The sequence below is a fragment of the Burkholderia sp. AU38729 genome (assembly GCF_020419725.1).
In the GTDB taxonomy this organism is placed as follows: Bacteria; Pseudomonadota; Gammaproteobacteria; order Burkholderiales; family Burkholderiaceae; genus Burkholderia.
Map to the genome: position 1 here is coordinate 228593 of NZ_JAIZQO010000005.1, position 13353 is coordinate 241945.

14 protein-coding genes are annotated in these 13353 nt (G+C 68.9%); 7 read left to right on the forward strand and 7 right to left on the reverse strand.

The features are described from left to right. Positions 1 to 151 precede the first annotated feature (151 nt). On the forward strand, positions 152 to 2122 hold the full coding sequence (locus LGM56_RS15570; protein WP_089497676.1) for an APC family permease: 1971 nt from the start codon (positions 152 to 154) through the stop codon (positions 2120 to 2122). Positions 2123 to 2351: 229 nt separating this feature from the next. Here LGM56_RS15570 and LGM56_RS15575 read toward each other — a convergent pair whose 3' ends face one another. Beyond that, entirely contained in the window at positions 2352 to 2537 is a 186-nt protein-coding gene (locus LGM56_RS15575; RefSeq protein WP_089474198.1) for a hypothetical protein, read from the reverse strand. Between the two features lie 365 nt (positions 2538 to 2902). Here LGM56_RS15575 and LGM56_RS15580 point away from each other — a divergent pair, with 365 nt between their 5' ends. Together LGM56_RS15580 and LGM56_RS15585 are read left to right on the forward strand one after the other, a co-directional pair. Continuing rightward, the gene (locus tag LGM56_RS15580) at positions 2903 to 4810 is read left to right on the forward strand and encodes a DUF3857 domain-containing transglutaminase family protein (protein ID WP_226205523.1); all 1908 of its coding nucleotides are present in this window, start codon (positions 2903 to 2905) and stop codon (positions 4808 to 4810) included. A gap of 56 nt (positions 4811 to 4866) precedes the next feature. Beyond that, entirely contained in the window at positions 4867 to 5034 is a 168-nt protein-coding gene (locus LGM56_RS15585; RefSeq protein ID WP_226205524.1) for a hypothetical protein, read from the forward strand. 94 nt (positions 5035 to 5128) lie between these two features. On the opposite strand, the gene LGM56_RS15590 is transcribed toward LGM56_RS15585, so the two are convergent. Further along, entirely contained in the window at positions 5129 to 6178 is a 1050-nt protein-coding gene (locus LGM56_RS15590) for an AraC family transcriptional regulator (protein ID WP_226205525.1), read from the reverse strand. A gap of 70 nt (positions 6179 to 6248) precedes the next feature. Between LGM56_RS15590 and LGM56_RS15595 the strand changes: the two genes are divergently transcribed. Then, positions 6249 to 7460, forward strand: a complete 1212-nt coding sequence (locus LGM56_RS15595; RefSeq protein ID WP_226205526.1) for an MFS transporter — start codon at positions 6249 to 6251, stop codon at positions 7458 to 7460. A gap of 30 nt (positions 7461 to 7490) precedes the next feature. Here LGM56_RS15595 and LGM56_RS15600 read toward each other — a convergent pair whose 3' ends face one another. The 4 genes from LGM56_RS15600 to LGM56_RS15615 form a co-directional block, all read right to left on the reverse strand. After that, on the reverse strand, positions 7491 to 8336 hold the full coding sequence (locus tag LGM56_RS15600; RefSeq protein ID WP_226205527.1) for a helix-turn-helix domain-containing protein: 846 nt from the start codon (positions 8334 to 8336) through the stop codon (positions 7491 to 7493). A gap of 48 nt (positions 8337 to 8384) precedes the next feature. Beyond that, positions 8385 to 8942, reverse strand: coding sequence for a carboxymuconolactone decarboxylase family protein (locus tag LGM56_RS15605; RefSeq protein ID WP_226205528.1), 558 nt, complete (start codon positions 8940 to 8942; stop codon positions 8385 to 8387). Positions 8943 to 9056: 114 nt separating this feature from the next. Continuing rightward, a complete protein-coding gene (locus LGM56_RS15610) occupies positions 9057 to 9818 on the reverse strand; it encodes an isocitrate lyase/PEP mutase family protein (RefSeq protein WP_226205529.1) in 762 nt (253 codons plus the stop codon). Next, the gene (locus LGM56_RS15615; protein WP_226205530.1) at positions 9815 to 10867 is read right to left on the reverse strand and encodes a saccharopine dehydrogenase family protein; all 1053 of its coding nucleotides are present in this window, start codon (positions 10865 to 10867) and stop codon (positions 9815 to 9817) included. Before LGM56_RS15615 ends, LGM56_RS15610 begins: the two co-directional genes overlap by 4 nt. A gap of 118 nt (positions 10868 to 10985) precedes the next feature. On the opposite strand from LGM56_RS15615, the gene LGM56_RS15620 reads away from it, so the two are divergent. After that, a complete protein-coding gene (locus tag LGM56_RS15620) occupies positions 10986 to 11579 on the forward strand; it encodes a TetR/AcrR family transcriptional regulator (RefSeq protein ID WP_089497669.1) in 594 nt (197 codons plus the stop codon). Positions 11580 to 11615: 36 nt separating this feature from the next. On the opposite strand, the gene LGM56_RS15625 is transcribed toward LGM56_RS15620, so the two are convergent. Further along, a complete protein-coding gene (locus tag LGM56_RS15625; RefSeq protein WP_089497668.1) occupies positions 11616 to 12083 on the reverse strand; it encodes a MarR family winged helix-turn-helix transcriptional regulator in 468 nt (155 codons plus the stop codon). 80 nt (positions 12084 to 12163) lie between these two features. Between LGM56_RS15625 and LGM56_RS15630 the strand changes: the two genes are divergently transcribed. Then, complete coding sequence (locus LGM56_RS15630) at positions 12164 to 12532, forward strand: hypothetical protein (protein WP_089497667.1); 369 nt, start codon at positions 12164 to 12166, stop codon at positions 12530 to 12532. Between the two features lie 88 nt (positions 12533 to 12620). Continuing rightward, positions 12621 to 13238 carry a glutathione S-transferase family protein gene (locus LGM56_RS15635; RefSeq protein ID WP_226205532.1) on the forward strand — a complete coding sequence of 206 codons (618 nt, stop codon included), beginning with the start codon at positions 12621 to 12623 and terminating at the stop codon, positions 13236 to 13238. Positions 13239 to 13353 lie beyond the last annotated feature (115 nt).

Genomic DNA, 13353 nt, shown 5'->3' on the forward strand with positions numbered 1-13353 from the left:
GTGGCCGCCGGCGTTGTCCGCTTACATGCTGAAAGCGCTGCGGGGCCGCCGTGCGGCCCCTATGGAAGATGCGGACTGGCGCCGCGCCCGTGCGTCGATTAGCTTTAAAGGATCACGCCGCGCGTGGCGCCAGGCGTGCCGGGAGGGGACCATGACCACGTTCCAGAAAGTGTGGCAGTTGCTCGTCGGAAAGCCGCTCGACCCGCTCGATCCGCGTACGCGGCATGCGATCGCCGTCACGCCGCTGCTGGCCTGGGTCGGGCTCGGCGCCGACGGGCTGTCGTCGTCGTGCTACGGGCCGGAGGAGGCGTTTCTCGCGCTCGGCCAGCATCATGCGCTCGCGCTGTTCCTCGCACTCGCGACGGCGGCGACCGTGTTCATCATCGCGCTCGGCTACAACCAGGTGATCGAGCTGTTCCCGACCGGCGGCGGCGGCTACCGCGTCGCGACGTCGCTGCTCGGGTCGAAGCCGGGGCTGGTATCCGGCGCGGCGCTGCTGGTCGACTACGTGCTGACCGTCGCGACGTCGCTCGCGAGCGGGGTCGACGCGTTCTTCAGCCTGCTGCCGGTCAGCGCGCAGGCGTTCAAGCTCACGACCGAGATCGTGCTGATCCTGATGATGACGGGGCTCAACTTCCGCGGGATGCGCGAATCGATCATGGTGCTGCTGCCGATCTTCATCGGCTTCGTGATCCTGCACTTCGGGCTGATCGTGTACGGCGTCGCCGTGCATGGCAGCAGCCTCGCGATGGTGGTGCCCGACGCCGTGCACGAAGCGCACGGCATGTCGCAATCGCTCGGCCTGTTCGTGCTGCTCGCGCTGCTGATGCGCGCGTTCTCGCTCGGCGGCGGGACTTATACGGGCCTCGAGGCCGTGTCGAACAACGTGAACATGCTCGCCGATCCGCGCGTGCCGAACGGCAAGGTGACGATGTGGTACATGTCGACGTCGCTCGCGTTCACGGCCGGCGGCATCATCCTGCTGTACATGCTGTGGCACGCGAAGCCTGTCGACGGCCAGACGCTCAACGCGGTCGTGTTCGGCAGCGTGATCGACCATCTCGGGCTCGGCTCGGCCTTCGCGCGCCACGCGTTGCTCGCGGCCGTGCTCGCGTTCGAGGCCGGGCTGCTGCTGGTCGGCGCGCAGACCGGCTTCCTCGACGGCCCGGCCGTGCTGTCGAACATGGCGTCGGATTCGTGGGTGCCGCGCCATTTCCGCGACCTGTCGGGGCGCCTCGTGCGGCAGAACGGCATCATCGTCGTCGGGCTGTCGAGCCTGCTGATCCTCTTGTGGACGCACGGCAACGTCGACGTGCTCGTCGTGCTGTACAGCATCAACGTGTTCCTGACGTTCAGCCTGTCGCTGCTCGGGCTGTGCACGTACTGGTGGCGCCATCGCAGCCAGCAGGGCTGGTTCAAGCACTTCTTCCTGTCGGCGCTCGGGCTGAGCGTGACGGCGACCGTGCTCGTCATCACGCTGATCGAGAAGTTCACGGCGGGCGGCTGGCTCACGGTGCTCGTGACGAGCGCGGTGATCGCGCTGTGCTTCATGATCAATCGCCACTACGCCTATACGCGCGCGCAGCTCGCGAAGGAAGACGCGCTGTTCTCGGGCAAGCCGCCCGAAGTCGACGAGGCCACCGCACCGGGCAAGCCCGACCCGTCGCAACCGACGGCCGTGCTGCTGGTCGGCAAGCATCGCGGCGCGAGCATGCACGCGCTGCTGTGGGTCAACCGGCTGTTTCCCGGGCATTTCCGCAACGTGATCTTCCTCGCGGTCGGCGAAGTCGACGCGAAGGCGTACGACGGTCACGAACACCTCGAGCGGCTGCGCCACACGATCACCGAAGCGCTCGACTACTATGTCGCGCACTGCCGCCGCCACGGCATCGCGGCCGACTACCGGATCGCGTTCGGCACGAACCCCGTCGTCGAGTTCATGAACCTGGCTTCGTCGACGCTCGACGAATACCCGAACGCCGTGTGCTTCGCGAGCAAGCTGATCTTCCGGCGCGTGAATTTCCTCACGGCCTGGCTGCACAACCAGACGCCCGTCGAGCTGCAGGCGCGCCTGCACGTCGAGGGCAAGCAGATGGTGCTGCTGCCGATGAACGTCGGGTAGCGGTGCACGTCGTGTTCCCCGCCAGGTGACGACCAGGCGCGATGACGATGCGGATCATGTTTCGGCCCTGCGCCGCACCCGATAGCGTGATGTGGGGTGTGCAGGCGCGCATCGCGCATGCCGCCGGCCCGATTTCTGGTGCGGCGAAGCCACGACGGCCTCTGCGGCAGGCGCCGGCCGTTCCGTCCCCGCGCGGCGCGTGACCGGACGAAGGGGCGCCGGGCCGTACTCACGTCAGCATCGGTATCGCTTCGATCAGCGCGATGCCGAGCAACGCACCGATCGCGGCGCCGATCAGTCTCGGATGCCACCGTAGATGCAGCGCCGTCAGCAGTGCGCCGAACAGGATCAGGCCCAGTAGCGTGAACGCGATCACGAGGTAACCCATTTCGAAGTCGCTATTGATGATCGCCATGATGCCTCCTTCCCTATGCCGGTACGTCGTGTCCGGCAGAGCGTCGTTCCGTCGACGTTGCATGCAGGGATGATCTGAATGAATGATAGGTTGCGACGTGATGCAAAAAAGGCGCTCTGGCTCAGGGCACGATGCACGGCGGCGGCACATCGGCGTGGCGAAGCCTGCGCTGCACGCCCGGCGAGCTCGCCGCATCGCGCAGCCGGCTCGCCGCGGCGCGGCTTGACGCTCGCCGGCACGTCACCCACACTGGTTCGCACGACGGGCACGCGGCGTGTGTTGTCATGTGCGCGTCACGCGGATCGAACCATTCGCGCCGGCGCGCGGCCCTGGCGCCCGGCAACGAACGCGCGGAGAGCTTCGACGTGGTGCTTTTTCCTATCCGATGGACCGGCCGGCTACTCGCCTGCGCCATCGCGCTCGGCCCCGGTGCGGCCATGGCCGATGTGCGCGACCACGGCAACACGATCGACACGGGCGGCGGCGCGCCCGTCACGGTCGTCAGCGATGTCCACGAATTCGTGATCCAGCACGACGGCGCGCTCGACGAGCACGACGATTCGACGCTGCGCGCGAACGATGCAAACGGTATCGATGCCATCGCGCAGCGCTACGTGTGGTTCGACAGGAATCTCGAGAAGGTGGACCTGCTCGCGGCCGAGACGATCGATCGCGACGGGGTCGCGCATCCGGTCGGCGCGGACGGCATTCGCGACGTGCAGGAGCCGCGCTCGGCCGGCGCGCCGACGTTCCAGGACGGGCTGCTGCGCACCGTCGTGTTTCCCGGCGTCGAAGCCGGGTCGAGCACGCGCGTGGCGTTCCGCAAGACCCGCACGAAGCCGGTCAATCGCGGCTACTTCGGCTATACGGTGGAGCCGTCGCGCGAGCCGGTCGACCGCCAGCGGCTGATCTTCGACGTGCCGGCCGACATGCCGCTGTATTCAGATGCGCGCGGCTACGTCGCGCTGCCGCCGGTCACCGCGAACGGCCGCACGCGCTATGAATTCGACTATCGGCACGGCCCGTACGACCGCATCGAAAGCGGCGCGGTCGGCTACGCGACCTACGGCGACCGGCTCGTCGTGTCGACGCTGCCCGACTATGCAGCGTTCGCCGCGCGCTATCGCAACGCGGCCGTCGATCCGGGCGCGGACGATCCGGCCGTCGCGCAACTGGCGCGCACGCTCACCGCGGGTGTCGCCGATCCGCACGACCAGGCGCGCATCCTGTACGACTGGGTGCAGGCGAACATCCGCTACGTCGGGTTGTTTCTCGGTGAAACGGCCGCCGCGCCGCATCGCGTGACGGACATCCTGCGCAACCGCTACGGCGACTGCAAGGATCATGTCGCGCTGTTCGGCGCGCTGCTCGCGGCGGTCGGCATCCGCAGCGAGCCGGTGCTGCTCAATCTCGGGTCCGTCTACACGCTGCCGGCGGTGCCCGGTTACGGCGGTGGTGCGATCAATCACGCGATCACGTGGCTGCCCGATCTCGCGCTTTTTGCGGACACGACGACGGCCGGCATCGCATTCGGCTATCTGCCGCCGATCGTGATGGACCGTCCCGCGCTGCTGGTCGACACGGGCGTGCTGTCGCGCACGCCGGCCACGCAACCGCGCGGCCGCGTCGCACGGGTGGAGATCGATGCGGCGGGGCCGGGCGCCACGCGTTTTCATGCGTACATCGAGGACGACGGCTGGACGGCCGAACTCGAACGCAACCTGTTTCGCCGCGCGACGCCCGATGCCATCGCGCAACTCGCGAACAACCGGCTGCGGCAAAGCGGCTTGCGCGGCCGCGCGCAGCTGTCGACCAGCGACCGGCGCGCGACCGACGGGCCGTTCGACGTGACGATGTCGGGCACGCTCGATCATTTCGTGTGGCCCGACGGCACGACCGCGTTGCCCGCGCTGTCGAGCCTGACGGGCGGCATCGCGACGCAGGTCGAGAACTGGCTCGCCGAGCCCGTGCGCACGCAGCCATGGGGCTGCATCGGCGGCACGTTCGACGAGACCGGCCAGATCGCGCTGCCGGCGGACGTCGCGGTGACCGACCTGCCGGCCGATACGGCCGTGCACGACCGCTTCGTCGACTTCACGTCGCATTACGTATTCGACGCGGCCGCGCGCGTCGTGCAGGTCACGCGGCGCATGACGGCGGATTTCGGCCGTCAGGTGTGTACGGCGGACGAATTCACGGCGCTGCGCGCGTCGCTCGAGCGCATCGAACGCGACACGCAGGCGCAGATCGTCGTGCGGGCGAAAGGGCGTTGAACGGGCAGGGAAGGTGAATGCATCGATGCGATCGGTCGATGCGCAGGAGGGACATCATGACGGAACGGGATCACGAGATCGCCGATCTCTCGAAGGATTTGCTGGGCCGGATCGTGCAAGGCACCGTGGCGAGCGGTGCGGTCGTGGACGTGGAGCAGTGCGCGGCGCTTGCCGTGCAGTGCGCGACGGCGCTGATCGACACGTTGGAAGCGCGCAGCGACTGAGCGACGCTGCCCTCACGTCTGAAGGCCATTGAAACGACGCCTGGCGGCCGCGGCCGGCATCACGCGCGAAGCGTGACGCGTGCCACGTCACGCATTACGCATCGACACGCACCTCGCCGTCCGCGCGCACGGCGCCCGGCGGCTTGCCCACCACGCGCTTGAACGCGCGGCTGAACGCGGCGAGCGAGCCGTAGCCGAGCCGGTACGCGACGGCCTCGATCGTCTCGTGGTCGCGCGTGATCCATTGCGCGGCGAGCCGCATCCGCAGCTCGGTCAGGTAGCGCACCGGCGTCATCCCGGTGGCCGCGAGAAAGCGTTCGGCGAACACCGAACGCGACACGCCCGCTTCGGTCGCGAGTTCCGCCACGCTCCAGTTGCGGCCCGGGTCGCGATGCAAGGCGACGATCGCGCGGCCGAGCTTCGGCTCGCGCAGCGCCTGCACCCAGCCCGTCGCATCACCGCATCCGCATTCGACCCAGCCGCGCACGATGAACGCGGCGACCACATCCGCGAGCCGCGCGAGGATGCCCGCGAAACCCGCGCGCGCCGAGCACGCTTCGCGCTCCATCGCATCGAGCATCGGGCGGATTTCCGGGTAGCGCGCGAGCAGCGTGCCGACGTGCATGAACTCCGGCATCGTGCCGACGAGCGGCTGCATGCCGCCGAGATCGAGCTCCATGCACGCGCTGAAGATCAGCGCATCGCCGGCGCCCGGCTCGGTCGTCGCGCAACTGGCGGGCGACACGCCGGCCGACGCCACCGACGCGACCGTGTCGCAGATCTTCGCGACCTCGAAGCCGTTGATCTCGCGGCACGGTGCATCGGGGTCCGACACCAGCGCGTGCATGCCGCCGTGCGGCAGCAGGATCGCGTCGCCGGCTTCGAGCCGCATCGTGGCGCCCGACGCGTCGCGCAGCAGCACCGGCCCGCGCCCGACGAAATGGAACTGCGCGCGGCCCGTCACGTGGCCGAAGTTCAGCCCGAACGGCCGCGCGACCTGGATGCGGCGGTACTGGACGCCGCTCAGGCGCATCCCCAGCAGCAGCTCGCTGACGAGGTCGTGCACATCGGGAATAGGGGGCAGAAGGGGCTCGGACATAGCGAGATACGGACGATCGATCAACAAGAACGGATTGTATGTCATAGACCGTCCTGACGTGGTTCCTTACGATACGCCCTCATCAGTACTTTCCCTAACCGACACGGAACCACGCATGAATCCCGGAACCTCCACGGCCGCCTCGACGGCGGCCCCCCGCGAACCGGCCTGGGGCGCGGTATTCGCGATGACGCTCGGCGTGTTCGGGCTCGTCACGGCCGAATTCCTGCCGGCGAGCCTGCTGACGCCGATGGCCGACAGCCTCGGCGTGACCGAAGGCGTGGCCGGGCAGGCCGTCACGGCCACCGCGACGGTCGCGCTGGTCACGAGCCTGCTGATCTCGGCGCTGACGCGCACGATCGACCGGCGGCGCGTGCTGCTCGTGTTCTCGGTGCTGCTCGTCGCGTCGAACCTGGCGGTCGCGTTCGCGCCCAACCTGGCAATGCTGCTGGTCGGCCGCGTCGTGCTCGGCATCGCGCTCGGCGGCTTCTGGACGATGGCCACCGCTACCGCGATGCGGCTCGTGCCGACGGCGATGGTGCCGCGTGCGCTGTCGATCATCTTCAGCGGCGTGGCGGTCGCGACGATCGCGTCCGCGCCGATGGGCAGTTACTTCGGGCACCTGATCGGCTGGCGCAACGTGTTCTTGATCGCGGCCGCGCTCGGCGGCATTGCGTTCGTGTCGCAGATCCTCACACTGCCGTCGATGCCGCCGAGCGGCACGACGCGGCTGCGCACGCTGATCGACGTGCTGCGCCGGCCGACCGTCGGCCTCGGCATGTTCGCGACGATCCTCGTGTTCACCGGGCACTTCGCGTTCTTCACGTACCTGCGGCCGTTCCTCGAACAGGTCGCGGGCGTCGGCGTGAACGGGCTGTCGGCGATCCTGCTCGGCTACGGCATCGCGAACTTCGTCGGCACGTCGCTCGCCGGCCGCGTGCTCGAACACCGGTTGCGGCCGATGCTGATCGGCATGCCTGCGCTGATGGTCGTGCTCGGCGTCGCGCTCGTCGCACTCGGCCGCGCGCCGATGATCGACGCGGTGCTCGTCGCGTTGTGGGGGATGGCATTCGGCGGCGTGCCCGTCGCGTGGTCGACGTGGGTCACGCGCACGGTGCCCGATGAAGCCGAGAGCGCGGGCGGGCTGATCGTCGCGGCGATCCAGCTCGCGATCGCGACGGGCGCGGCGGCCGGCGGCGTCGTGTTCGACGCGAACGGGGCGGCCGGCGTGTTCGTTGCCGCGGCCGTCGTGCTGGCCGTCGCGGTCGCGACGATCGTGACCGGCGTGCCGAAGCGTGTCGGCGTGGGGTCCGCGCTGGCGGAATGAGTTGCACCGGCGGGCCGCCCGGCCCGCCGCTCAGCGCACCGGTGCGTGCGTGTCGAGCAACTGCCGGTGACGCGCTTCGGTCGCGTCGTCGGCGGGGAACATGCACTCCATGCGCAGTTCCTGCGCGGCGGCGCTTTGCGGCGTCCCCACCGTCGTGACCAGCGAGAAGTAACGCAGCACGACGCCTTCATGCACGAAGCCGATCGGGATGACCGGCAGCGATGGTGCGGCGGCTGGCGCCGGCGGCGTTTTCCAGTCGCGCGGCGCATCGGGGCTCGCGAGCAGGTCGTCGAGCAACTGCCGGGTGTCGTCGTCGATCACGCGGCCGACCGCTTCGCGCTGCACGCGCTGCAGCAGGCTGCGCGACACTGTCTCCCAGTCGGCCAGGAACGGCCGCATCCCCTGCGGATCGAACATCAGGCGCAGCAGGTTGCGCGGGCCGTCGCGCGCGGCCATGTCGATGAAGCAGCTGAAGAAGCGCGGCGCCGCGTCGTTGGTCATCAGCACGTTCCAGTGGCGATCCATCACGATCGCCGGAAACGGATCGTGCTGGCGCACGACCCGTTCGAGCGCGCCGATCACGCCCTGCATCTCCTGCGCATCCCACGGCGCTTCCGAATACACCGGTGCATACCCGGCCGCGAGCAGCAGCGCGTTGCGCTCGCGCAGCGGCACGTCGAGCGTTTGCGCGAGCGTCAGCAGCGTGTCGCGGCCTGGCACGCTGCGTCCGCTTTCGATGAAGCTGATCTGGCGCTGCGAGATGCCCGCGTCGAGCGACAGGTCGAGCTGGCTCACGCCGCGCACGTCGCGCCAGTAGCGCAGCAACTGGCCGAGTTCGTGCGGCGGCGCGTGCGGTTCGCGGCGGCTGGCGTTCATCGTGCCTCCCTGGGCGTTCCGTGAGCGACGCGATCGACTATATCGGACTCACGCGGCGTTCGCCTGCCACGCGAATGCGTCGAACGGCGCTTCGAGCGCGGGCTGCGTCACGCTGCCGACGTAGTTCGTGATCGTCGATGCGGCGACCACCGCGATCACTTCCAGCAACTGTTCGGCGCTGAAGCCGGCGTCGAGGAACGCTTGCCGGTCGGCCTCGGGCAGGCGGCCGCGGGTGTCGATCAGCTTGCGTGCGGTGGCCGACAGCGCGGCCAGTGTCGGGTCGCCGGGCAGGGCGCCGTGGCGGATCGCGTCGACGTCGGCGTGGGTCACACCCTGTTTCAGCGCCAGCGCGGTATGGAACGCGACCGGCCATTCGCTCGCGTTCGTGACCGCGTTGGTGAGCAGGAGCGTCTGGATCTGCGGCTCGGTGAGGCTGCTCGCGTGCACGCGCTCGAACAGGCCGATGAAGCCGTTGATCAGCACCGGCGACGCGGCCATGGCCGCCGCGATGTTCGGGACGATGCCGAAGGTTTGCTGGAGCTGCTGGAGGACGGGCTTTGAGGCGGCCGGTGCCGAGTCGATGGTGTGAAGCGGGTAGGCGGACATGATGTCTCCGGGGGAGGGGCGCCGCCGGATTGGCGGCGCGACACCCGAAGCGTAGGAGCGGCCGTGTCGCGCGCCAATTACATGCGATGTAATCATCCGATGCGCGCGAAGCGGTCAGCCGCCTTGCCTGACCAGCTCCGCCAGCGCCTTCATCGCCTGCAGGTACGGATACGGCCCGTGGCTGATGCGGGCCACGCCGTATTCCGCGAACTCGGCGAGCGTCGGCGTTTCCGTGACGCGCATCACGTTCACCGGCAGCGGCGACGCGGCCGTCAGTGCGCGAATGAGCGCCGGTGAGCCCAGCCCCGGCACGAACAGCCCATCGGCACCGGCCGCGGCATACGCGCGTGCGCGGGCCAGCGTGGCGTCGAGCAGGCGTTCGTCGTGCGTGTCGGCCGGCGCCGTGAAGAACACGTCGGTGCGCGCGTTGATGAAGTAGTCGGCGCCCGCACGATCGGCGGCCTGCCGGGCTGCCGCGAGACGAGCCGCCGCTGCGTCGACGTCGCGCAATTCGCCCGTCGCCGGGAAGCTGTCCTCGAGGTTGCAGCCGATCGCGCCGGCCTTGATGCTGAGCGCGATCGTTTCGGCGACATCTTCCGGCCGCTCGCCGTACCCGCTTTCGAGATCGACCGTGACGGGTAGGTCGGTCGCGCGCGTGATTCGCTCGAGCACGTCCATCATCAGCGCGCGCGGCATCTGCTCGCCGTCGCCGAAACCGTTCGCCGCCGCGACCGACCAGCTGCCGGTCGCCAGTGCGACGGCGCCCGCATCGGCCGCCGTGCGCGCGCTGCCGGCGTCCCATACGTTGAACAGCGCCAGCGGCTGGCCCGCACGGTGAAGCGAACGGAAATATGCACCCTTCTCATTGCTGCTCATGCTTGCGTCTCCTGGTTGAAAACCGGATCGGTTGTCGTGCCGAACGATACTGCCACCGTATCGAGCGCCGCGAGGAAATCGCGCGCGTCGAACAGCTCGCCGAGACTGCGCACGCCGCCCGACACCACGGTGTCGCCCGCGATCAGGCGCACGGCCGCCTCGACGATGATCGGTGCGCTGACCGCGTAGATGTCCTGCCCGGACGCCGTCGCGCCGTGCGTCGTGCCGCCCTGCACGACGATCGCGTCCATCGCGAACTGCTGCGCCGAGCGGCCCGTCTCGTCGGTCGGCTCGGGCGGCGGCGTGGCGGCATCGCGCACGTCGCGCAGCGCGACGGTGGCGAGCCACGATTCGATCGTATCGATGCGCAGGTGACGCGACAGTGTCATCACTTCCGAAAACGGCAGCAGCGTCACGTCGACGCGGCCGATCGGCGGCGGGAACGGCCATGCGCGTTCGCGTGCGGTCGACGGCACCGGTGTCGGCTTGCCGTTCATCTGCACGAGCCGCACCGCGCGATTGCGTTCGCCCGTCACGCGCGTGCCGCGCGTCGGGTGCCAGCGGTCGAGGCCGGTTGCGATATCGACGCGCTCGATCGGCTGGCGCGGGTCCACGACGGCCGTGACGAGCAGGTCGGCCAGGCCGCCATAGAACGCAGCGGCCGGCACGAGGGTCACGCCCGAGGCGCGCGCCCGCGCGTCGCTGTGTTCGGCCAGCGCCAGCACCGACGGCTGCTCGGCGGTCAGGTCGAGATAGGGGATGCCGGCCCGCAGCGCCGCGTCGGCCAGCGGCAATGCGGTATCGAGGTACGGGCCCGCGCAGTTGATGACCGCAGCCGCGCCGCGCAACGCGGCGTCGAGCGCGGCAGGATCGTCGATCGCGGCGACGCGTGCGAGCGCGAGCGCCGTATCGCCGCCGTCCTCCGCGAGCCGCGCGGCATCGCGCCCGATGCGGATCGCGCGCAGGCCGCGCCGGGCCAGTTCGGCGACGACGAACCGCCCGGTATGACCCGTGGCGCCATAGACTGCAACCGTCATTCGATCATCCATGATCTACTCCGATACAGAACGGTCTGTTTTATAGTACAGACCTGTAGCGTCGTCAAGCACGCGGTGCTATGATCGGATCACTGTTGCGGGAGTGGGCGGCCAGCCAGGCCGGGTCGGGATGAAAAAGGAAACGGGTACACCAGGGAGCGCGCCCGATACGCGCGAACGCATTCTGCAAACGGCCAGCGAGCTGTTCTACCGGGAGGGTACGCGCGCGGTCGGCGTGGACCTGATCGTCGCGCAGGCAGGCGTGGCGAAGACGAGCCTCTATCGTTACTTCACGACGAAGGACGACCTGATCGAAGCGTTCCTGCTGCGCGAGGACGCCGATTTCTGGGCGCATTGGGATGCGGTGGCCGCGCAGTACCGGCGCACGCCGCGCGAGGAACTGGATGCGCAACTGCAATGGATCGGCGAGCGCATTGCGCGCCCCGGCTATCGCGGCTGCCCGCAGATCAACATCGCCGCCGAATACGCGGACGGCAACCATCCGGCCCGCAAGGTGGCCGTCGCGCACAAGCAGGAACTGCGGCGCCGGCTGACCGAGCTGGCGGATGCGATGGGTGTCGACGAGCCGGAAACCTTCGCGCTGCGGCTTGCGACCGTGATCGACGGCGCGCTGAGCAGCGGGCAGGCGTTGCATGCGCATGGGCCCGTGGCTTTCCTGCAGGAATTCGCGCAACTGCTGTTGCCGAAGAAGGGCCGCAAGTAAGCCGCGTGGCCGCGGCGATCCGCGCGCCGGTCCGGTTCAGTCGCGCGCGGCCGGATCGACCGACAGCGCGCGCAACTGGCCGCGCAACTGATCGACTTCCCCCGGCGCGAACGGCCGTTCGATCTCGGCATGCGTCTGCTGCCACAGCGGAAACGCCGCGGCCAGCAGGTCGTGGCCGGCCGGCGTCAGTTCGAGCAGGCGGCTGCGCCGGTCGTCCGGATCCTGGATGATCGTGACCAGGCCGCGCCGCTCGAGCGGCTTCAGCGCGGCCGTGAGCGTGGTGCGGTCCATCGCGAGCAGCGACGCGACCGATTTCATCGGTGCCGGCTGGGGCCGGTTCAGCGACATCAGCAGCGAAAACTGGCCGTTGGTGAGCTCCAGCGGGCGCAGCACATCGTCGAAGATCCGCGCAAGATTACGCGCCGCGCGCTGCATGTGCAGGCACAGGCAGCAATCGCGCACCATCAGCGTCGTTTCGAAGGGGAGCTTTTCTTTTCGTGCCATGTTGCAATTGTGTTGATATCAACCTATCGTGTCAAGGTCGAGGCGCGGCAGCCCGTCGCGTCCGTTACCGGAGGGGACACATGAGTGCTCAACAGCAGTTGTATCTCGCGGTATTTCTCGGGACGAAGGATAGCCCGGCGATGAAGGCGTGGATGGCGCTGCCGGACGAGGAGCGGCGCACGCGCGAGCGCGACGGCATCGCCGCATGGCATGCGTGGGTCGACCGGCATCGCGACGCGATCGTCGAGATGGGCGGCCCGCTCGGCAAGACGAAGACCATCGATGCCGCCGGCGTCAAGGACACGGCGAACGCGATGAGCGGCTTCACCGTCGTGCGGGCGGCCTCGCACGAAGCCGCGGCCGCGCTGTTCGAAGGCCATCCGCATTTCACGCTGTTCCCGGGCGTGGCGATCGACGTGATGCCGGTGCTGCCGATTCCCGGCGCGTGAACGGCGGGCGAGGCTCGGCGCCGTGTATCGGCGATGCGCCGTGGCCGGCAGGTGGACGTTTTCCCGACATTCTGGATGGAGACTGGCGATGAAGCTTTACGGATTTGCCGGCACCCGCTCGCAACGCGCGCTGTGGGGGCTGAAGGAGCTGGATGCCGATTTCGAGTTCATCTCGGTGAACCTGCTCCAGGGCGAGCACAAGCGGCCCGAATTCCTGCGCCTCAATCCGGCCGGCAAGGTGCCCGTGCTGGTGGACGGCGACCTCGTGATTCCCGAATCGGCCGCGATCGTGCTGTATCTCGCGGACAAGTACCCGGGGAAGGCGCTGCTGCCGGTCGATCCGGCGCTGCGGGCCGAGGCTTACCGGTGGGTCATGTTCGCGGTGACGGAGCTCGAGCAGCCGCTGTGGCGGATCACGCGGCACTCGTTCATCTATCCGCCGGAGAAGCGTTCGCCGGCCGATATCGAACTGGCGCGCGACGATTTCAGGACGATGGCGGCGATCCTCGACAAGCATCTCGAAGGCCGCGAATTCATCGTCGGCGACTCGCTGACTGTGGCCGATTGCGTGACGGCTTACCTGATCGACTGGGCCGGCGAGTGCAACCTGATCGAACCGTTTCCGCAGTTGCGTGCGTATCTCGAACGGTTGTATGCGCGGCCGAAGGCGCCGCAGCGGATCGCGGACGCGCGCAAGGCGGCGTGAACGGGCGGCGGCCGGTCATGCGTTGGATCGGCACGGCCGACCGTTACGTTGGTGCGGTCGGCGAGCGGCAGTCTTGCCGCGTTTCATGATGATGAAGCGTGCGTCGCGAACGCGG

What these genes read in the sequence shown, in the direction of transcription:
- LGM56_RS15570 (WP_089497676.1), top strand. Translation starts at nt 152, where the DNA reads ATGACCACGTTCCAGAAAGTGTGGCAGTTGCTCGTCGGAAAGCCGCTC.
- LGM56_RS15575 (WP_089474198.1), bottom strand. Translation starts at nt 2,537, where the DNA reads ATGGCGATCATCAATAGCGACTTCGAAATGGGTTACCTCGTGATCGCG.
- LGM56_RS15585 (WP_226205524.1), top strand. Translation starts at nt 4,867, where the DNA reads ATGACGGAACGGGATCACGAGATCGCCGATCTCTCGAAGGATTTGCTG.
- LGM56_RS15590 (WP_226205525.1), bottom strand. Translation starts at nt 6,178, where the DNA reads ATGACATACAATCCGTTCTTGTTGATCGATCGTCCGTATCTCGCTATG.
- LGM56_RS15595 (WP_226205526.1), top strand. Translation starts at nt 6,249, where the DNA reads ATGAATCCCGGAACCTCCACGGCCGCCTCGACGGCGGCCCCCCGCGAA.
- LGM56_RS15600 (WP_226205527.1), bottom strand. Translation starts at nt 8,336, where the DNA reads ATGAACGCCAGCCGCCGCGAACCGCACGCGCCGCCGCACGAACTCGGC.
- LGM56_RS15605 (WP_226205528.1), bottom strand. Translation starts at nt 8,942, where the DNA reads ATGTCCGCCTACCCGCTTCACACCATCGACTCGGCACCGGCCGCCTCA.
- LGM56_RS15610 (WP_226205529.1), bottom strand. Translation starts at nt 9,818, where the DNA reads ATGAGCAGCAATGAGAAGGGTGCATATTTCCGTTCGCTTCACCGTGCG.
- LGM56_RS15615 (WP_226205530.1), bottom strand. Translation starts at nt 10,867, where the DNA reads ATGGATGATCGAATGACGGTTGCAGTCTATGGCGCCACGGGTCATACC.
- LGM56_RS15620 (WP_089497669.1), top strand. Translation starts at nt 10,986, where the DNA reads ATGAAAAAGGAAACGGGTACACCAGGGAGCGCGCCCGATACGCGCGAA.
- LGM56_RS15625 (WP_089497668.1), bottom strand. Translation starts at nt 12,083, where the DNA reads ATGGCACGAAAAGAAAAGCTCCCCTTCGAAACGACGCTGATGGTGCGC.
- LGM56_RS15630 (WP_089497667.1), top strand. Translation starts at nt 12,164, where the DNA reads ATGAGTGCTCAACAGCAGTTGTATCTCGCGGTATTTCTCGGGACGAAG.
- LGM56_RS15635 (WP_226205532.1), top strand. Translation starts at nt 12,621, where the DNA reads ATGAAGCTTTACGGATTTGCCGGCACCCGCTCGCAACGCGCGCTGTGG.